This is a genomic window from Rhizobium sp. Leaf262, assembly GCF_001422245.1.
GTDB lineage: Bacteria > Pseudomonadota > Alphaproteobacteria > Rhizobiales > Rhizobiaceae > Agrobacterium.
On sequence record NZ_LMMM01000002.1, the window covers coordinates 179,089 to 198,185 of the forward strand.

Genomic DNA, 19,097 nt, shown 5'->3' on the forward strand with positions numbered 1-19,097 from the left:
TGTTCGTCAGCACGTCCTGCGCTTTCATGTATATTCATTTGTATATACACTTTTGTCAAGGTCTGTGAATAACGGGCATCATCCGTTTCTGCCCTTGGTAATCCCGGCCTGCTGCGCTTATATAAAAGACTGGCCGAAAACAGGCAGTGATCCCAGGTAAAGATGCGCTTTTCAAACTCATTTCTCGACGAGATACGTGACCGAGTGAACATCTCAGATGTTATCGGCAGACGTGTGACGTGGGACAGGAAGAAGAGTAACGCGTCCAAGGGTGACTACTGGGCATGCTGCCCCTTCCATGGCGAGAAGAGCCCCAGCTTCCATTGCGAGGACCGCAAGGGCCGTTACCATTGTTTCGGCTGCGGTGTCTCGGGCGACCATTTCCGTTTTCTGACCGATCTCGATGGCATGGGTTTTCCCGAGGCCGTGCAGCAGATCGCCGATATGGCCGGCGTGTCCATGCCGCAGCCGGATGTGCAGGCGGAGCGGCGCGAGCGGGAGCGGGCGTCGCTTCAGGACGTCATGGAAATGGCGACGCTGTTCTTTCAGGATCAGTTGCAGACGGCAGCGGGTGCGCGGGCGCGCGCCTATTTGCGTGACCGTGGCCTGACGGGCCGCACCATCGAAACGTTCCGGCTGGGTTTTGCGCCCGATAGCCGCAACGCGCTGAAGGAGCATCTGGCCTCCAAGGGCATCGCCAAGGAGCAAATGGAGGCCTGCGGTCTGGTGGTGCATGAGAATGTGCCTGTCTCTTACGACCGTTTTCGCGATCGCATCATGTTCCCTATCCTGTCATCGCGGGAAAAGGTGATTGCCTTCGGTGGACGTGCCATGGCGGCGGATGCGCTGGCCAAATATCTGAATTCCAATGAGACGGAGCTCTTCCACAAGGGCAACGTGCTCTACAATTTCGCCCGCGCGCGTAGGGCCACGCAATCGTCAGGCACTGTGATTGCCGTCGAAGGCTATATGGATGTCATCGCGCTCTATCAGGCCGGTGTCGAAAACGCTGTGGCACCGCTGGGAACGGCGCTGACGGAAAACCAGCTCGATCTGTTGTGGAAAATGTCGACGCAGCCCGTGCTGTGCTTTGATGGAGATGGCGCGGGCATTCGCGCAGCCAGCCGTGCGGCCGATTTGGCGCTGCCGCATATAAAGCCGGGCCGTTCCGTCAGCTTTGCGCTGCTGCCTGATGGTAAAGACCCTGATGATCTGGTGCGTCATGAGGGCAGGGCGCCGTTCGACCGGGTACTGGCAGAAGCCAAGCCGCTGGCCGCGATGATCTGGAGCCGTGAGACGGCGGCTGTCACCTTCGACACGCCCGAAAAGCGTGCGGAGTTGGAAAACCGCCTGCGGCAGATCGTGTCCGTTATCGGCGATGAAAGCGTGCGCCGCTTTTACCAGCAGGATGTGCGCGATCGGTTGAATGCGTTCTTCCAGCCGCAGTTTCAGCGCGGCAGCGGGCAAAATGGAAACTTCAGGCGCAGCGATGGCAACAACAACCGCACTGGCCAGAGAACGCCGCCGCGTGGAACGACCACCGGTTCGGGCAGTATTTCAGACCGGCTCAGCCAGTCCGGCCTCGTCAAAGGCTATCTCGGTGCCCCCGCCCTGCGCGAAAGCGTGTTGGCGCTGACCATCGTCAACCATCCGCAGCTGTTGCTGGAAGAATATGACGAGATCGCCGCCATTGATTATGAGAACCGTGATCTGCAACGGCTCTGGTCGCAGGTTCTGACCTATGCGGCGGAAAACGGCGCCGAGCTGTCCCGTGAAGGGCTTGTTGCGCGGCTTGAGGTGCAAGGTTTCGATGCGCTGCTAAAGGCGATGAACCAGCAGGTGCGCAATGCCCGCCTCTGGACGGCGACGGAGCAGGCGGCACCGGAAGATGCACGCGAAGGATACACACAGGCGCTCTCGCTGCACAAACGCACGAAGGCGCTGCGCTGGCAGAAGATCGATCTGGAGCGCGAGATTGCGGAAGCAACGGAAGCGGGTGACGGTGAGCGTATGGTGCAGCTCATGCGCGCGCTCGCCGAGGTGCAGCTGGAAATCGGACGAATGGAAAATCAGGAGGCGATTATCGATGGTTTCGGTGTCATGTCTGGCCGGGTCAAGGGGCCGGCTTACAGCCACGGATAGCTCTTTGATGGCGTTGGAGGCTTGTCTTTTGTGCAGATCGTCCTAAATAGGGGATAAGTTGGTGAAGGCCCGCAAAATGTCGCCGCGATGACGGCTTTTTTGGTTTTTAGCCCTAGCTCTGGCCATAAAGGCTTGACGTGACGGGAAATAGCGGGAATCACCATTCCAGGAAAAGTAAGGTGGAATGGGCCTTGGCGGATCGAAACTGCGTGAAAAAGCATTTCCGAATGCACTGTCTTGATATTCCGCCGGTGGTAGCCGTGGTTAATCGGCAATTAAAGATCATTCCGTTAGGTGTTTGACAGTGATTCGCGGCCACAGCCGGATGCCTCTGAACAGGCGAACGGTCGTGCGGCGAAGCGGATTAGCGTCAAGGAAAGCGACGAGATAGATGGCAACCAAAGTCAAAGAAAACGAAGAAGCTGAAAACGAACGCGATGCTGCGACGGATGGGCCGCTTCTCGATCTTTCGGATGACGCGGTCAAGAAAATGATCAAGGCCGCCAAGAAGCGCGGCTACGTCACCATGGATGAGCTGAACGAGGTTCTGCCATCCGATCAGGTCGATCCTGATCGCATCGAAGACATCATGGCGATGCTCAGTGAAATGGGCATCAACGTCATCGAGGACGAGGACGCGGAAGAGGCGACCACGGAATCGGATGACAGTGACGGCGAGGCTGAAGAGTCCGAAGGTGGCGAACTTGCGCCTTCCGCCGGCACCGCCCTTGCTGCCGCCAAGAAGAAAGAGCCCACAGACCGTACCGACGATCCGGTGCGCATGTATCTGCGCGAAATGGGCTCGGTCGAGCTTCTGTCGCGTGAAGGCGAAATTGCGATTGCCAAGCGCATCGAGGCTGGGCGCGAGACGATGATCTCCGGCCTGTGCGAAAGCCCGTTGACGTTCCAGGCGCTGATCATCTGGCGCGACGAACTCAACGAAGGCACGACGCTGCTGCGCGAGATCATCGATCTCGAAACCACCTATTCCGGCCCGGAAGCCAAGGCTGCGCCGCAGTTCCAGAGCCCTGAGAAGATCGAAGCGGACCGCAAGGCTGCCGAAGAGAAAGAAAAAGTCCGCCGTCTGCGCAATCCCGGTGGCGACGATGATGTGACGAATGTCGGCGGCGAAGGCCTTCCGCACGAAGAGGAAGAGGAGGACGATGACGAGTCCAACCTTTCGCTTGCTGCGATGGAAGCCGAACTGCGCCCGCAGGTCATGGAAACGCTCGATACGATTGCCGACACCTACAAGAAGCTGCGCAAGCTTCAGGACCAGCAGGTCGAGGCTCGCCTTGCCTGCACCGGCACGCTGTCCACGGGGCAGGAGCGCCGCTACAAGGAACTGAAGGATCAGCTGATCACAGCCGTGAAGTCGCTGTCGCTGAACCAGAACCGCGTCGACAGCCTCGTCGAGCAGCTCTACGACATTTCCAAGCGTCTGATGCAGAACGAAGGCCGTCTGTTGCGCCTTGCCGAATCCTACGGCGTCAAGCGTGACGGCTTCCTTGAGCAGTATCACGGTGCGGAACTCGATCCGAACTGGATGAAGTCGATTGCCAATCTGGCCGCCAAGGGCTGGAAGGAATTCGCACGCGAAGAAAACAACACGATCCGCGATATCCGTCTGGAAATCCAGAATCTGGCCCAGGAAACCGGCATTTCCATCGCCGAATTCCGCCGTATCGTATCCATGGTCCAGAAGGGCGAGCGCGAAGCGCGCATCGCCAAGAAGGAAATGGTCGAGGCCAACCTGCGTCTGGTTATCTCGATTGCGAAGAAGTACACGAACCGCGGTCTGCAGTTCCTCGATCTCATTCAGGAAGGCAATATCGGCCTGATGAAGGCGGTCGATAAGTTCGAATATCGTCGCGGTTACAAGTTTTCGACCTATGCGACATGGTGGATCCGTCAGGCCATCACCCGTTCGATTGCCGACCAGGCCCGTACCATCCGTATTCCGGTGCACATGATCGAAACGATCAACAAGATCGTTCGTACATCGCGCCAGATGCTGCATGAAATCGGTCGCGAACCGACGCCGGAAGAACTGGCTGAAAAGCTGGCCATGCCGCTGGAAAAGGTCCGCAAGGTTCTGAAAATCGCCAAGGAGCCGATCTCGCTCGAAACCCCCGTGGGTGACGAAGAGGATTCGCATCTGGGCGACTTCATCGAAGACAAGAATGCGCTTCTGCCGATCGATGCGGCCATTCAGGCCAACCTGCGCGAAACGACGACCCGCGTTCTGGCCTCGCTCACGCCACGCGAAGAACGCGTTCTGCGCATGCGCTTCGGTATCGGCATGAACACGGACCACACGCTGGAAGAAGTCGGACAGCAGTTCTCGGTGACCCGCGAGCGTATTCGTCAGATCGAAGCCAAGGCGCTGCGCAAGCTCAAGCATCCGAGCCGTTCGCGCAAGCTGCGCTCGTTCCTCGACAGCTGATGTCTGGCTGAGGCAAGATACCAAACCCGGTCAGGTCTCTGGCCGGGTTTTTGTTTTTTGGATGATGCAGCGGTTCGCAGGCACCATCTCTGATGCGGAACAACAGACGGCCGGTATATGGAAAAGGGCGCGAAAAAGAACTGGTGGCAGGAGAGGTGGCCGATCCCACTCTCCGTGCTGCTGCATGTTCTGGTCGTCGCGATTTTTTACCTCCAGTGGCCGGGCAGTGTCGAAGCGCCCGCCGAGCCCGAGAGCGTCAATGTAGAGCTGGTCGAACCGCCCAAGGAAGAGCCGCCTAAAGAAGAGCCGCCCGCTCCTGAAAAGGCGGAGGAGAAAAAGGCCGAGGAGCCGCCGCCACCGCCCGAGGCAAAACCCGAAGAGCCGACGCAGCCTGCGCCACCGTTGCCTTCGATGATGTCCTCTGTCCCCATACGCCCCGAGTCTACACAGATGGACGAGCGTGACGACCCCGCAGAGCAGGAGGCTGCTGGCAAGGACCAGCCGAAGCCAGAACAGCCAGCCGAGGAGCAGCAGGCCGCTACTGCGCCGTCTCCGCAACCCGCCGATGAGGAGGCCGTTCCGCCACCACCGGCCGCGACGCCAACGGCACCGCAGGGTGAGATCGCCGCTGCGGAAAGCCCTGCCGACCCGGCTGATCTTGCAAATGTGGCTGTGCCGCTTCCCAAGCCGGAAACGAAACCGGCCCCTCAGCAGCCCGCAACCACGTTGGTGGATGGCGACGGCGACCCTACGCTCAAGCCAGCGAAAAAGATCATTGCCGCAGCAAAGCGCCCCGGCCCGATGATGCGGCAGATTTTCGGCAATCTGTCGCCGACAGAACGGGTGATGCAATTGTGCTTTGCCGAGGTCGTGGCGCAGATCAAGGCGGCGCGAAACGGGCAGCCACTGGAAGGCCTGCAGTTTCTGAAGCGCGATATCGCAAACAACGTGCTGACGGCGAAAGGCGCCTTCAACATCGGGCCGCAGTGGTTTCCGCTCGATTATCGGTGCGAGGTGAATGTCGACAGATACATTGTCACGGACTTCCGTTTCGATATCAAACCGGAACTATCGACGGACGAGGTCCGAAGACTGGGGCTGCGCAGCCAGTGAGGTGCACAGCCACTGCCTGCAATGAATTATGCTAGGCCGCAACCTGGCGGCCAACGAGCTTGCCGATGGAGTTCATCAGCGCATCCTCGTCATAGGGTTTGCGGATGACAGGCACCTCAGAAAACTCGGCAGGGATCATGATGCCGTCGGCATAGCCGGTGGCGAACATGAACGGAATGTTTCTGCGCAGAAGCTCGTACGCCACCGGTATCGACGTGTCCGACCCCAGATTGATGTCGAGGATCGCGACATCCGGCGTCAACCCTTTCAATTTCTCAAGGGCCATGGCCGATGACGTGGCGGTTTCGATGTTGGTGATGCCTCGGCCTTCCAGCATATATTCGACATCCATGGCGATCAGCATCTGATCTTCGACAAGAAATACCCGCAATGGTTCCTCCGCGGAAAAAGGTAGGAGTTCGATGGGAGCATCCAGCGCGAGGTCGTGGGTCGCGGGGGAGGCGTCTGCGCTGACATGGCGCGCAGGCAAAAGAATTTCGGCTTCGATGCCGTGGCTCTGGTAGGTGACCTTGCTCTTGCCGCCGAGATCGTACGGTACGCTACGGCTGATCAGGGCAGAGCCGAAACCGGTTCTGGTCGGGGCCGTAACCGTGCCGGGCACGGCTTCCTTCCAGGAGATGACGCAGTCGCCGACGTCGTTCAGCTCCCAGAGAATGGTCAGCTTGCCGCCTGCCTGCGCCAACGCGCCGTATTTCGCAGCATTCGTCGCCAGTTCGTGAAGCACCAGCGCCATGACGGAAAATGCGCGGGAGTCGAGAAGGACGCCCGGCCCATGGGCCACGATCTCGCTGTCAGGCGAACGGTGTGGCGACAGTTCGGCGTCCAGCAGATCGCGCAGCATGCCGCCCCCTTCGCCGCGCACCACCTGGTCATGGGCAAAGGACAGGGCCTGAATGCGGCCTTTCAGCGCCGACACATATTCCTGAAGCGTGCGGCCTTCCTGTGTCGGGTTGCCCACCAGTGACTTGATGATGGCCAGAACGTTCTTGACGCGGTGGTTCAGCTCTTCGTTCAACATGCGCTGGCGCACTTCGGCCTGCGCGCGTTCACCGGCCATCAATTCGCTGTGGCGAAAGGCGACCTCCACCAGCGCCACACGGGCGGCCTCGGCAATCTGTCTGTCTTCGTCGGTCCAGGGTTGCGCCTGTTTGTGGACGGTCTCTTTCCACAGCGCAAAGCTTTTGCGAGGGGTCAGTCGGTCGCCAAGCGGACCTGTTTCGTAGGATTTGTCGGGATTGCCACCCCAGTTCAGCGTCTGGACCAGTTCTCGACGGAAAAACAGAAGATAGTCGTTCTTCACCTGCGACAAAGGCACCGCCAGCACGCCCGCTATGTCGTCGGACATAAATTCGGCCTCGGGAAGGTGGTTTATCAGAGAATGTGTAGCCCACACGCGGCCTTCCGAAACGGAATTGACCAACCGCCCGAGCAGCGGTGCCGCGCTTTCCGGTGGTGCGTAGCCCACGCTCGACCAGCGATCGTTCATCCACACAGCGACACCGTCGCATGGCAGCAGTCGGCTGAAGTCCGGCAGGTTCTCGACCAGCAGTTCCTCGATATTGTTGTGGTGGGCTGCAAGACGGAGGAATTTGTCGAGAGATGCATGGGCATCATGCGCCGTGGCCAGCTTTTTCTTCTGTTTGAGCGCCTGGAGATGCAGGGAGAAAAACTCGCCGAACATTTCCGCAGCGATCCGCATGGCCATGGGAAGAACGCGTGGCGAATAATGGTGGCAGGCGATCAGACCCCATAGCTCTCCATCGTTGATGATGGAGATCGACATGGACGCCGATACGCCCATATTGCGCAGATACTCGCAATGGATGGGCGAAACACTTCGCAAATGCGCAAACGACAGATCCAGCGGTTCGCCGGATGGGTCCAGCTCCGGTTCGATGGCGACGCGCGCGCCATTCGAGTCCGAAATGATGCGCAGGGTATTTTTAAGGTAGAGAACACGCGCCTGTTGCGGAATGTCACTTGCAGGAAAATACTGCCCCAGAAAGCTTTCCAGCGCAGGCTGCTTGGCTTCCGAGATAACCTTGCCTGCACCATCCTGCTCGAAGCGGTAGACCATGACACGATCATAGCCCAGCATCGCCTTTACGAGGCGTGTGGTGCGGGAAATCAGACTGTCGACATTGTCCGCCTCGCGGATGCGGTCGATCATCAGCTGCGCGGTGTGCAGGGGCTGGGCCTCGTCGCTTGCCGGTTCCAGTTCAATGATCGAGACCGACTTGTAGCGGTGAATGGCGATATCGAATGTCGCACCGCTCGGCAGCGTCACTTTCGGCAGCATGGCGGGGCGGCTACTGTTGGCGGTTACCGTCAACGCGTTTCTAAGGTCATGTACAACCGTATTACCCAGAAAGTTTTCGATGGGCTGGCCAATAATCTCACCGGAAATGCCAAGCATCTCTCCACAGTTGACCGAGTGCCGCAAAACGGTGCGCATGGCGCTGTCGCATGCAAAAAGACAGCCATGTGGCTGTATATTGCCTGGAATATGGATGGGTTCTCTGTCGCAGTTGGTAAGATCGACCTGCTGGACTTGCGACGTCATATGTTGGTCTTTCGGTAGCAAACGAATAGTGAGGATGTACGGCTCGTGTTCTTCAATAAATGATTTTCTGTTAAAATAAACATACTGGGCATCTGTATCGGAACTGGCTTGGCGATCTTGTCGTTTCGCACGTAAACATTGTCGTACATTCTTGGTGTTGTCCCCAGTGTGCCAGTCACGTCACCGAAATGAACGCGGAAAGCCCACACAAAACATCGCGTGATGACACTGAACGGCGGTGACGCGCATTTTGTTCCAGCATGGAAAGTGAAAATTATCGTGCCACAAGAAACCATCGAAATTTCCACGCGCGGGCAGGGGCTTTATGAAGTTACCGATGCCGTGCAAACCTTCGTCCGCTCCAGCGGACAGGAAGACGGGTTGTTGACGATCTTTGTGCGCCACACCTCATGCTCTCTGTTGATACAGGAAAATGCCGATCCGGATGTTCAAAAAGACTTGAAGACCTTTTTTGCAAGGTTGGTGCCGCCGTCCAGCGATCCTTCCATGGCGTGGGTCGTCCATACCATGGAAGGGCCGGACGATATGCCAGCGCATATCAAGTCGGCACTGACGCAAGTCTCCATCGGCATTCCGGTTTCGCGTGGGAAAATGGTGCTCGGCACATGGCAGGGCATTTATCTTTTCGAGCACCGAAATCAGCGCCACGAGCGGCAGATCGTCCTGCACCTGTCTCCTTGAAAGGGTCTGCCGGGCATGAATACAGGCTGAACGCCCGGTTCTGGAATCATTCACTCAAAGCTTATTATCGTCTTGCTAATTCGCCCGGGCAGTCAGGCATTCCGGCGAACGTGAGGAAACGGAGTAAGACAATGATCAACACTTTCGCAAAAGCTGGCCTTGCGGCCCTCATCGCTCTCGGCGGCGTTTCGGCAACGGCGTCCGCAGCCTCTGCCGGCCCTGATGTTCAATACGGTATTTATGTGCAGGACGGTTATCGCCATGGCGGTCATGGCTGGGGTCGTCCGGGTCGTGACCGCGACCGTTGCTCGCCCTGGATGGCCGAAGAAAAGGCCAGCCGCATGGGCCTGCGTCGCGCCCGTGTCGTAGACGTCTCGCCGCGCCGTGTCGTCGTCGCGGGTTTCGACCGCCATGGTCGTGACCGCGTGGTCTTCGCCAACGTACGCGGCTGCCCCGTCATTCGCCGCTAACGGCGCACATCCACACCATCAGAAAGCCCCTCGTCATGGTTTCATGGCGAGGGGCTTTTGTTTGTTCCGGCAGCGGTAAAAGAGGCGCCTCTCCCGGCGCCTCGTATAAGATTACTGCTCCAGCGCAAAGGTCACGTTGACATTGACCTTATAGCTGTTTTCACCCGCAGCGATCGGCACGCTATCGGATTTTTCCATCGCAGCCGCACGCATCATCGTGGGTGGCAGGGGAACTGGGCGCGGCGCATTTTCGGTGATCTCGATGACGCGACCAAGCTTCACGCCTGCGGCTTCTGTCAGGGTTTTGGCCTTGGCTATGGCATCTGCGATCGCTGCCTTGCGTGCTTCCGTCACCGTGGCCTCGGGCTTGTCATTGGTAAAGGCGATATCGCCGCCCTGGTTGATTCCAAGCTTCACCGAGCTGTCGAGAATTTGGCCCAGCTTGGCCAGTTCGCGCACCCGCACGGTAAGGCCGTTGGTCACCTGATAGCCGGTGATTTCAGGCGGGACGTAGACGCCGTCCTTCGGCTCGAACTGCTTGTAGACCGGCTGGACAGAAAAATTGCTCGTCTGCAAATCCCTGTCGGCAATGCCAGCTTTCTTCAGTGCTGCCTGAACCTCGCTCATGGTCTTGCTGTTTTCGCTCAAGGCAGCGGCCGCCGTTTCGGCCTGCTTGACGACACTGAAAGACAGGATAGCCATATCCGGCGCTACGGCCGCATCCCCTTCGCCCGAAACACGGATGACCGCGTCGCGCTTCTCGCTTTCCTGTGCCGACACCGCCAGAGGCAAGGCGACCAGAGCGGTAAAAGCGCAAAGCGCCACGGAGCGTGCTAGTTTCGATGTCATTAAGTTTCCTCTTATTTTAGCGTCCCTCACAGCGGTTTCGCAGGAGATTATGTAGCTAATACGGCATAGTACCCATCTCGATGTTACAACGGCTTGTCGCGTCCAAAAAATTACGTTAAAGCCAAATCCGCGTCGGGTTGAACCATTGCAACCCCGCATTCCGACCCGCGTCAAGCATTCGGAAGGGCCTGTAGCTCAATGGTTAGAGCCGGCGGCTCATAACCGCTTGGTTGGGAGTTCGAGTCTCTCCAGGCCCACCATCCGTCTTCTCTTCTTCCCGCTCACAGATATCCCGGTACTTTTTTCTCGAGCAGTTGAACGAGTGCGGGTTCCATAAACGTGTAATTGTCCGGGATATCGAGGCAGATCAGGCGTTTGTTTTTGAGCGCGGTGCGGTATCTGGTCTGCAGCTTCGTGCGGTGCGTTTTTTCCATGACGAAAATGATGTCGGCCCATTCGACCAGTTCGGCAGAAAGCGGGTTTTCAGCGTCATTGTTGGTCCCGGCAGAAGAGGCCTCGATGTTGGGCCAGGCTGAAAAGACCTGTTCGGCGGTCGGGCTGCGCAGCTTGTTCTGACTGCAAACGAACAATATGTTTTTCACTCGGCTCGGCCTTTCCCTCGCATTGTCAACATGTTTACGGCACGGCTTTATGGGTGACAACACGCTGGAGTTGACAGACGTATTTTTCTTTCCATGGTAGCCACGAAGTGGATGACACGCCTTGAGCGTGCGCTATGATCCGTGGTCGCGTCAGGAGGTCTTTGATGAGCGTAACAGTCGATGGTTCCGGTATACGGCCCGGTGGTTTCGGTAATCTGGTGCGGGTGCTTCTGGTGTCGCTGGTGGCTATCATAGGTTGGAACATTCCGGTGCCAGGGCTCGATCCGGCATTTGTCGATCTGCAGATTGGGCAGGGCGTGAGGCCCTCTCAGTTTTCCGTTCTGGCGCTGAGCGCCGGTCCGTTACTTGCGGGTCTTGCTTTGGGGCAGGTCATCCGTCTGATCTTCCCGCGTGCCGATGGCAGCGGTTTTCTTACCTTGGCTGAGGATGTGCTGATCTTTGCGTTTGCGGTGTCGCAGGCCAACAGCCTCGCACAGTTTTTTTCAGCGACGGACCGTTTGGTGGGAGAGGGTGCTCTCGTTGCGTTCAGCTTCATAGGGGCTCTTGTCGGTGGAACGGCGGTCATGCTTTTCCTGTCGCGTCAGGTGGTGCTGCCGAGCCTTCGCGCCGGCCTGTGGATCCTATGGCTTTTGCCCGGTCTGCTCGGTCTCCCGTCGACCCTTTCTTCGGTCGCCGACGTGTTTCGCAGCGGTGCTGCGTCCGACAAGCAGCTCTTTCAAATCCTGCTCATCACCGTCTTTTGCATTGCGCTTTGTACCTTTGCCTGCTGCGCCGTGATCAAGCGTTACACGCGTTATACCAACGGCCAAACGCAAACGGCCCCTCTCTTTCCACTCGCCATCGTCGTGTGGCCTCCGATCCTCGCGGCGATTGTCGGCAACTATGTTTTCACCGGTCTTGCCGTGCTGGTGCCACAGGTTTTTTATGATGATTCCGTGATACCGGTCTATTTCATGGCCATGACGACGATCCTCTCGCCGCTCTTTGTTTTTGGCTACAGCCGTATCTTCGCACGCAAGGGGTTTACGCTTCCGTCATCGCTGTTGCTGCTGATTGCGGCGACGCAGATCGCCCTGGTTGTGGGTACAGAGCTTGCGATAAACTATCTACTGCTGATGCTGCCGCTGAGCGGATCGACGATGCTCGTCGCCGTGGTCGTATGCTGCGCGCTTGTCGATGCCTGCCTGCGATCCGGTGCGGCCGACGAGACGTGCAGTCCCGCCTGATCACGAAAAGGTGCGTGATGCGGAGGATCAGCCCCCACCACCGCTGCTGACGTGCTGGTCACTCCAGCGCGGCTTGACATGATGCCCACCCCGCCGCATCTGTGGGTAGAGCAACATCAGCGTGGGGGAGGTTATCGAGTTGAAAAAGCTGTTCAGCGATAGGAAAGGTCTGCGGCGCGCATGATTGTCGGCATTGTTTTGACGGCAATCCTGATGTGTTTCCTGATTGCCTTTCCAAGGCACCTGAAGCCCGTGGTCGTCGGTCTGGCGATCGTCTGGGCATGCACGGCCTCATGGGTGCTCTTCGACTGGCTTCGCTCGGGAGAAAGGGTCGAAGCCATCATCGCGACGGCGTCTTTCGACCCATCCTGCACAGACGCGGCAGCACCGATCCGCCTCAGTTTCCAGAACACCAACGATGTTGCCGTCCGCCGTTTGACCTATACGCTGGAAGGTTTCCAGCCGGCATTTCGCGCTTCGGTGTCGTTCGACCCCTATCAGGTCAGCGAGAGGCGTCTGGAGCCACACGAGACCTATGCGGCGTGTCGCCCGTTCCGGCTGCGCAACAATGAAAACGTCGATGCCAGAACGCTGGAATGGCGCGTCACCGTCAACTCGGCAGAGTTCGAATAGGACCTATCGCGGCGTCTCACAAAGTTTTGAAGAGCTTTTTGCGCAGAAAAATAAAGTGCTTATAGACGCGGGCTGACAACGCCTCTGGCCTCTTTGGCGCGGAGGCTTTCACCCGCTCGTCATCATTCTGCAACTTCGAGGGTGTTGTATGCGCCCTTGCGCGGTGCCATCTGGAGCCGCATTCGAGAGTTGTCCAGAAGGTCTGCGTTTTGGTTCCTGTATCCCGTATTCTGAAAATAGCGGTCGTTTGCTTCGTCGCGGTCCCCGCATCTGTCGGTGCGCATATGGGCATCAACCAGTTGACCGGAAATTTCCATGAGGTGCTGCCGGGAGAACTCTATCGCTCTGCCCAGCCGAGTGGTGCCGATGTGACGAAATACGCAGAGCAATACGGAATCAAGACCATCATCAATCTGCGCGATGAGAACCCGAAAGGGTGGTACGAAGACGAGAAATCTGCGGCCAGTGCCAATGGCGTCAGCCTCATCGATTTTCCGCTGAGTTCCAGCAAGGAATTGCCGCAGGATCAGGCCGAGAAACTTGTTCGCATCATGAAGGATGCCCCGAAGCCCATTCTCATCCATTGCGAACATGGAGCCAATCGCACCGGACTGGCTTCCGCGATCTATGTCGGCGCGGTCGCGAAGAAGAGCGAAAGCGCTGCCGAGTTTCAGCTGTCGCCCTATTACGGTCATGTGCCAATCAAGGGCGTTGGCCGTTACGAGATGTACCAGTCCTGGGACGATTTCGAGGAAACGCTGGGGTTTTGACGCAGGGCTGAACCACGACTTCGTCATCCTCGGGCTTGTCCCGAGGATCTAATCACGCTGAACGTTGTGGTTCGTTGGACCCTCGGGACAAGCCCGAGGGTGACGGCGGAGAGGCTGGCTCTCCCCATCAATCTCAAGCGTGCTAAAACCGACCGCCCTTATCCGAAATCACCTTCGTCAGGCTGCCATCCGCCGGAAACAGCGGGATGAGGCAGGCTTGCAGGGCGTGGTAGATGTCGCCCTTGCCGGGGAAGATGGTGTTGGCGGGCATTAGATTTTCCGTCAGTTCCTCATGCCAGCCACCGTTCTGATGGTCGAGGAAGCTGGTGGCGATGGTGCTCCAGATGCGGCGATAGCTGTCTTCGTAGAATTCGTCGGCGGGCAGATGCTCGTTGAGGAAGTGGGCCGCACCGGCGGCCTCGCACATCGGCCACCACAGCTTTTCGCGCTTGGCAGGCACGTTGTCCCAGCCCAGCGTGTAGAAGAAGCCACCCTTTTCGCGGTCCCAGCCCAGCGACATGGATTGCACAAACAGCGATTTCGCCGCCGTTGGCATCCATTCGTGCTTGCGGTCTCCCAGCACCCAGAGCTGGAGGATGAGGCGTGCCCATTCCAGCCAGTGGCCGGGGGTGGAGCCAGAGGGGCGGAACATTTCGTTGCCGCGATAATCCTTGTCCAGCACCCAGTTCTCGTCGAAATGCTCAGGCACGCGGAAATCGAGGGCACCGGCGGCACGGCGGATGACGAGATCGGCGATGCGCTCGGCCTTGGTCAGATAGGACTTGTCGCCCGTTGCCTCGAAGGCTGCCATCAGCGCTTCGGTCAGGTGCATGTTGGAATTCTGGCCGCGATACTTCTCGATGGGAGACCAGTCGCGGTAAAACTCCTCGTTGATGGCGCCGTGGTTCTCTTCCCAGAACTTGGTGTTCAGAACCTCGGTAATATCCGCCAGCATCTGGTCGGCCAGCGGATGGCCCACTGCCTTTGCCGAGGAGGCAGCAAGCAGCACGAAGGCATGGCCATAACCCTGCTTGCTTGCATCGACAGGGCCGTTCTCATCCACCTGCCAGAAGTAGCCGCCATGCTCCGTGTCGCGGTGGTTGTTCCACAAATATGTCATGCCATGATCAATGACATCGCCGCAACCGGGGCGGCCCAGCAGATGGCCGATGGAAAAGCAGTGCACCATGCGCGCCGACATGTGAATGCCGCGCACCGGATTGTCCGGCTGCAAAGGCGCACCCTGCCGGTCGAGATCGAAAAAGCCACCCTTGGGATTGATGGCGCGATACTGGAAGAAGTCGAACAGACCTTCGGCCTGCTTGACCAGCCATTGCCGGTGCCAGGGCAGGGTGCTCCAGTTGGTTTTCGCGTGTTCCGCCTCGGTCATCGTTTCCTCCTCGTTCATTTCATTCGCAGTAGGCGTTACAATCGTGCCTGACAGTAACCGCCTCCTCCCCTCATTCCTGTGACAAGCACAGGAATGAGGGGAGGAGGCGGTGCACGTAAGTCTTGAGCCCGTTGTATCGTTTGCCTTGATATTTTCTATATCTTTGGGACGTAACGGTGTCATCCATAACGAAAATTTCGTACCCTCGCGGTAAAAGGCGTGGCAATACCAAAAATGCTTCATATATTGACATAAAGATATCTTTATGTGACTGAGATATTGCAAATCAGCAAGAGAATGAGGAGTGTGCCGATGTTGGAAGATCTGTTTGGTCCCGTAGGGGGCAAAAGAGACGGCGCGGAAATCCTGAAGGCGCTGCGTCAGGCGGCGCAGGAGCGCATCCTTGTTCTCGATGGTGCCATGGGCACGCAGATCCAGGGGCTTGGTTTCAATGAAGACCATTTCCGGGGCGATCGCTTCATCGGCTGCGCCTGTCACCAGCAGGGCAACAATGACCTTCTCATCCTGACCCAGCCGGATGCCATCGAGGAAATCCATTATCGCTATGCCATGGCAGGTGCGGATATTCTGGAAACCAACACGTTTTCCTCCACCCGCATTGCGCAGGCGGATTACGAGATGGAAGGTGCCGTCTATGATCTCAACCGCGAAGGTGCCTTCATCGTGCGCCGTGCCGCCCAGCGTGCGGAGCGGGAAGACGGTCGCCGTCGGTTCGTGGCCGGTGCCATTGGCCCCACCAACCGCACGGCTTCGATTTCGCCAGATGTCAACAATCCCGGCTACCGCGCCGTCAGCTTCGATGAGCTGCGCATTGCCTATGGCGAGCAGATCGACGGCCTGATCGATGGCGGTGCCGATCTCATTCTCATCGAAACCATTTTCGATACGCTGAACGCCAAGGCTGCGATCTTTGCCTGCGAAGAGCGCTTCGCCGCCAAGGGCATTCATCTGCCGGTGATGATCTCGGGTACGATTACCGATTTGTCCGGCCGCACGCTGTCCGGCCAGACGCCCTCTGCCTTCTGGAACTCCGTTCGCCACGCTAACCCCTTCACCATCGGCCTGAACTGCGCGCTGGGTGCCAGCGCCATGCGTCCGCATTTGCAGGAATTGTCGGAAGTGGCCGACACCTTCATCTGCGCCTATCCCAACGCAGGCCTGCCGAACGAATTCGGCCAGTATGACGAAACACCAGAGATGATGGCCGCACAGGTCGAGGAATTCGCCCGCGAAGGCCTCGTCAACGTGGTCGGCGGCTGCTGTGGCTCAACGCCAGAGCATATTCGCGCGATTGCCGAAGCCGTTGCCAAATATCCGCCGCGCAAGGTGGCGGAACACCGCTCCTTCATGTCGCTGTCGGGCCTCGAGCCCTTCGTGCTGACCAAGGATATTCCCTTCGTCAACGTCGGTGAGCGCACCAACGTCACCGGCTCTGCCAAGTTCCGCAAGCTCATCACCGCTGGCGATTACACGGCGGCTCTCGCTGTTGCCCGTGATCAGGTGGAAAACGGCGCGCAGATCATCGACATCAACATGGATGAAGGCCTGATCGACAGCCAGAAGGCCATGGTCGAATTCCTGAACCTCATCGCTGCCGAGCCGGATATCGCCCGCGTGCCTGTCATGATCGACTCATCCAAGTGGGAGATCATCGAGGCTGGCCTGAAATGCGTTCAGGGCAAATCCATCGTCAACTCCATCTCGCTGAAGGAAGGCGAGGAGAAGTTTCTGGAGCAGGCGCGTCTGGTGCGCCATTACGGTGCCGCCGTCGTCGTCATGGCCTTCGATGAGGTCGGGCAGGCCGACACTTACGAGCGCAAGGTGGAAATCTGCACCCGCGCCTATAAGCTGCTGACCGAAAAAGCGGGCATTCTTCCCGAAGATATCATCTTCGACCCCAACGTCTTTGCTGTCGCCACCGGTATCGAGGAACACAACAATTACGGCGTGGATTTCATCAACGCCACCAAGACGATCCGCGAAACCATGCCGCTGGTTCATATTTCCGGCGGTGTTTCCAACCTGTCCTTCTCTTTCCGTGGCAATGAGCCGGTGCGCGAGGCCATGCACGCCGTGTTCCTCTACCATGCCATTCAGGTCGGCATGGATATGGGCATCGTCAATGCAGGGCAGCTTGCGGTTTACGAGAGCATCGATCCTGAACTGCGCGAAGCCTGCGAAGACGTGGTGCTGAACCGCCGCGCCGATGGCACCGAGCGGCTGCTGGAAGTGGCGGAAAAGTTCCGCGGTGGTCCGGGCCGCGAAGCCAAGGTGCAGGATCTCGCCTGGCGCGAATGGCCGGTGGAAAAGCGTCTGGAACACGCGCTGGTCAACGGCATCACCGATTACATCGATGCCGATACGGAAGAGGCGCGCCAGAGTGCTGCCCGTCCGTTGCATGTCATCGAAGGACCGCTGATGGCGGGCATGAATGTGGTGGGCGATCTGTTCGGTTCGGGCAAGATGTTCCTGCCGCAGGTCGTCAAATCCGCCCGCGTCATGAAGCAGGCCGTGGCCGTTCTTCTGCCATACATGGAAGAAGAGAAGCGCCTCAACGGCGGTGATCAGCGCAAGGCCGCCGGCAAGGTGCTGATGGCGACCGTGAAGGGCGACGTGCACGATATCGGCAAGAACATCGTCGGCGTCGTTCTCGCCTGCAACAATTACGAGATCATCGATCTTGGCGTCATGGTGCCCGCTACCAAGATTCTGGAAACGGCCATTGCCGAGAAGGTCGATGTCATCGGCCTGTCCGGCCTCATCACGCCGTCGCTGGATGAAATGGTGCATGTTGCCGCCGAAATGGAGCGTCAGGGTTTCGACATTCCACTGCTTATCGGCGGTGCCACCACCAGCCGCGTGCATACGGCTGTCAAGATCCATCCGCGTTATGAAAAGGGTCAGGCGATCTACGTCACCGATGCCTCGCGCGCCGTGGGTGTTGTGTCCGCTCTGCTGTCGGACGATCAGAAACCTGCCTATATCGATGGCATCCGCGCTGAATATGCCAAGGTGGCCGACGCCCATGCCCGCAACGAGCGGGAAAAGTTGCGTCTGCCGCTGTCACGTGCGCGTGCCAATGCGCACAAGGTGGACTGGACGGCCTACCAGCCGGTCAAACCGCAGTTCCTCGGCACCAAGACCTTCGAGAGCTATGACCTTGAAGAGCTTGCCAAATACATCGACTGGACGCCCTTCTTCCAGACCTGGGAGATGAAGGGTCGTTACCCCGCCATTCTTCAGGACGAGAAGCAGGGCGAGGCGGCGCGTCAGCTCTTTGCCGATGCGCAGGCGATGTTGAAGAAGATCATCGACGAAAAGTGGTTCCGACCCCGCGCCGTCATCGGCTTCTGGCCTGCCAATGCGGTGGGCGACGACATCAGACTGTTTACGGATGAGAGCCGTAGGCAAGACCTCGCGACCTTCTTCACGCTTCGCCAGCAACTGTCCAAGCGCGATGGCCGTCCCAATGTGGCGCTGTCGGATTTCGTCATGCCGCAGGACACTGGCGTTACCGATTATGTCGGCGGCTTCGTGGTCACGGCGGGCATTGAGGAAGTGGCGATTGCCGAACGCTTCGAGCGGGCCAATGACGATTACTCCTCCATCCTCGTCAAGGCACTGGCCGACCGTTTCGCCGAAGCCTTTGCAGAGCGCATGCATGAGCGCGTGCGCAAGGAATATTGGGGTTATGCGGCCAATGAAAGCTTCGGCCCCGACGATCTGATCGGTGAGGCCTATGCCGGCATTCGCCCGGCCCCCGGCTATCCCGCCCAGCCCGACCACACCGAAAAGGAAACCCTGTTCCGCCTGCTGGATGCGACGGAAGAAACCGGTGTGGTGCTGACCGAAAGCTACGCCATGTGGCCCGGCTCCTCCGTCTCCGGCCTCTATATCGGCCACCCCGAAAGCTACTACTTCGGCGTTGCCAAGGTGGAGCGCGATCAGGTGCAGGACTATGCCCAGCGCAAGGGCATGGCGGTGGAAGACGTCGAGCGCTGGCTCGGTCCCGTGTTGAACTACGTGCCGGCAAAGGCAGAGGATTTGGTTGGTGACGCGGCATAACTACAGGTGCCGTGGCGTCTCGCCTTGCTCGTAAGGCAGGACGCCATACGGAGTTTTACTTGG

At 58.4% G+C, this 19,097-nt stretch carries 13 protein-coding genes and 1 tRNA gene; 10 read left to right on the forward strand and 4 right to left on the reverse strand.

All coding sequences use genetic code 11. The annotated features are described in order from the left end of the window. Nucleotides 1-162 precede the first annotated feature (162 nt). The 3 genes from dnaG to ASF29_RS04475 all read left to right on the forward strand — a co-directional run bounded on the left by dnaG (nucleotide 163) and on the right by ASF29_RS04475 (nucleotide 5,701). A complete protein-coding gene (gene dnaG / locus ASF29_RS04465; RefSeq protein WP_062448973.1) occupies nucleotides 163-2,142 on the forward strand; it encodes a DNA primase in 1,980 nt (659 codons plus the stop codon). 391 nt (nucleotides 2,143-2,533) lie between these two features. Beyond that, complete coding sequence (gene rpoD, locus ASF29_RS04470) at nucleotides 2,534-4,588, forward strand: RNA polymerase sigma factor RpoD (protein WP_062448975.1); 2,055 nt, start codon at nucleotides 2,534-2,536, stop codon at nucleotides 4,586-4,588. Between the two features lie 117 nt (nucleotides 4,589-4,705). Next, nucleotides 4,706-5,701, forward strand: coding sequence for a DUF930 domain-containing protein (locus ASF29_RS04475; RefSeq protein ID WP_062448976.1), 996 nt, complete (start codon nucleotides 4,706-4,708; stop codon nucleotides 5,699-5,701). Between the two features lie 31 nt (nucleotides 5,702-5,732). Here ASF29_RS04475 and ASF29_RS04480 read toward each other — a convergent pair whose 3' ends face one another. Next, complete coding sequence (locus ASF29_RS04480; RefSeq protein WP_062448978.1) at nucleotides 5,733-8,285, reverse strand: HWE histidine kinase domain-containing protein; 2,553 nt, start codon at nucleotides 8,283-8,285, stop codon at nucleotides 5,733-5,735. A gap of 279 nt (nucleotides 8,286-8,564) precedes the next feature. Here ASF29_RS04480 and ASF29_RS04485 point away from each other — a divergent pair, with 279 nt between their 5' ends. Both ASF29_RS04485 and ASF29_RS04490 read left to right on the forward strand, forming a co-directional pair. Further along, the gene (locus tag ASF29_RS04485) at nucleotides 8,565-8,987 is read left to right on the forward strand and encodes a secondary thiamine-phosphate synthase enzyme YjbQ (RefSeq protein ID WP_062449044.1); all 423 of its coding nucleotides are present in this window, start codon (nucleotides 8,565-8,567) and stop codon (nucleotides 8,985-8,987) included. Nucleotides 8,988-9,118: 131 nt separating this feature from the next. Then, on the forward strand, nucleotides 9,119-9,457 hold the full coding sequence (locus ASF29_RS04490) for a hypothetical protein (protein WP_062448979.1): 339 nt from the start codon (nucleotides 9,119-9,121) through the stop codon (nucleotides 9,455-9,457). Between the two features lie 111 nt (nucleotides 9,458-9,568). Here ASF29_RS04490 and ASF29_RS04495 read toward each other — a convergent pair whose 3' ends face one another. After that, nucleotides 9,569-10,306: an SIMPL domain-containing protein gene (locus tag ASF29_RS04495; RefSeq protein WP_062448981.1), complete on the reverse strand. Its 738-nt coding sequence runs from the start codon at nucleotides 10,304-10,306 to the stop codon at nucleotides 9,569-9,571. A gap of 184 nt (nucleotides 10,307-10,490) precedes the next feature. On the opposite strand from ASF29_RS04495, the gene ASF29_RS04500 reads away from it, so the two are divergent. Then, nucleotides 10,491-10,566 (forward strand) — tRNA-Ile (locus ASF29_RS04500). A gap of 21 nt (nucleotides 10,567-10,587) precedes the next feature. On the opposite strand, the gene ASF29_RS04505 is transcribed toward ASF29_RS04500, so the two are convergent. Continuing rightward, entirely contained in the window at nucleotides 10,588-10,908 is a 321-nt protein-coding gene (locus ASF29_RS04505; protein WP_062448983.1) for a low molecular weight protein tyrosine phosphatase family protein, read from the reverse strand. A gap of 164 nt (nucleotides 10,909-11,072) precedes the next feature. Between ASF29_RS04505 and ASF29_RS04510 the strand changes: the two genes are divergently transcribed. From ASF29_RS04510 to ASF29_RS04520, 3 genes are all read left to right on the forward strand, one after another. Next, the gene (locus tag ASF29_RS04510) at nucleotides 11,073-12,155 is read left to right on the forward strand and encodes a hypothetical protein (RefSeq protein ID WP_062448985.1); all 1,083 of its coding nucleotides are present in this window, start codon (nucleotides 11,073-11,075) and stop codon (nucleotides 12,153-12,155) included. 180 nt (nucleotides 12,156-12,335) lie between these two features. After that, nucleotides 12,336-12,788: a hypothetical protein gene (locus ASF29_RS04515; RefSeq protein WP_062448987.1), complete on the forward strand. Its 453-nt coding sequence runs from the start codon at nucleotides 12,336-12,338 to the stop codon at nucleotides 12,786-12,788. 209 nt (nucleotides 12,789-12,997) lie between these two features. Continuing rightward, a complete protein-coding gene (locus ASF29_RS04520) occupies nucleotides 12,998-13,558 on the forward strand; it encodes a dual specificity protein phosphatase family protein (protein WP_062448989.1) in 561 nt (186 codons plus the stop codon). A gap of 142 nt (nucleotides 13,559-13,700) precedes the next feature. Here the strand turns inward: ASF29_RS04520 and ASF29_RS04525 are convergent, their stop codons facing one another. Next, complete coding sequence (locus tag ASF29_RS04525) at nucleotides 13,701-14,948, reverse strand: AGE family epimerase/isomerase (protein WP_082453382.1); 1,248 nt, start codon at nucleotides 14,946-14,948, stop codon at nucleotides 13,701-13,703. Nucleotides 14,949-15,260: 312 nt separating this feature from the next. Here ASF29_RS04525 and metH point away from each other — a divergent pair, with 312 nt between their 5' ends. Then, nucleotides 15,261-19,034, forward strand: coding sequence for a methionine synthase (gene metH / locus ASF29_RS04530; RefSeq protein WP_062448992.1), 3,774 nt, complete (start codon nucleotides 15,261-15,263; stop codon nucleotides 19,032-19,034). Nucleotides 19,035-19,097: the final 63 nt, after the last annotated feature.

Coding starts and splice junctions, on each gene's coding strand:
- ASF29_RS04515 (WP_062448987.1), top strand. CDS start 12,336: ATGATTGTCGGCATTGTTTTGACGGCAATCCTGATGTGTTTCCTGATT.
- metH (WP_062448992.1), top strand. CDS start 15,261: ATGTTGGAAGATCTGTTTGGTCCCGTAGGGGGCAAAAGAGACGGCGCG.
- ASF29_RS04475 (WP_062448976.1), top strand. CDS start 4,706: ATGGAAAAGGGCGCGAAAAAGAACTGGTGGCAGGAGAGGTGGCCGATC.
- ASF29_RS04495 (WP_062448981.1), bottom strand. CDS start 10,306: ATGACATCGAAACTAGCACGCTCCGTGGCGCTTTGCGCTTTTACCGCT.
- rpoD (WP_062448975.1), top strand. CDS start 2,534: ATGGCAACCAAAGTCAAAGAAAACGAAGAAGCTGAAAACGAACGCGAT.
- ASF29_RS04510 (WP_062448985.1), top strand. CDS start 11,073: ATGAGCGTAACAGTCGATGGTTCCGGTATACGGCCCGGTGGTTTCGGT.
- ASF29_RS04490 (WP_062448979.1), top strand. CDS start 9,119: ATGATCAACACTTTCGCAAAAGCTGGCCTTGCGGCCCTCATCGCTCTC.
- ASF29_RS04480 (WP_062448978.1), bottom strand. CDS start 8,285: ATGACGTCGCAAGTCCAGCAGGTCGATCTTACCAACTGCGACAGAGAA.
- dnaG (WP_062448973.1), top strand. CDS start 163: ATGCGCTTTTCAAACTCATTTCTCGACGAGATACGTGACCGAGTGAAC.
- ASF29_RS04525 (WP_082453382.1), bottom strand. CDS start 14,948: ATGACCGAGGCGGAACACGCGAAAACCAACTGGAGCACCCTGCCCTGG.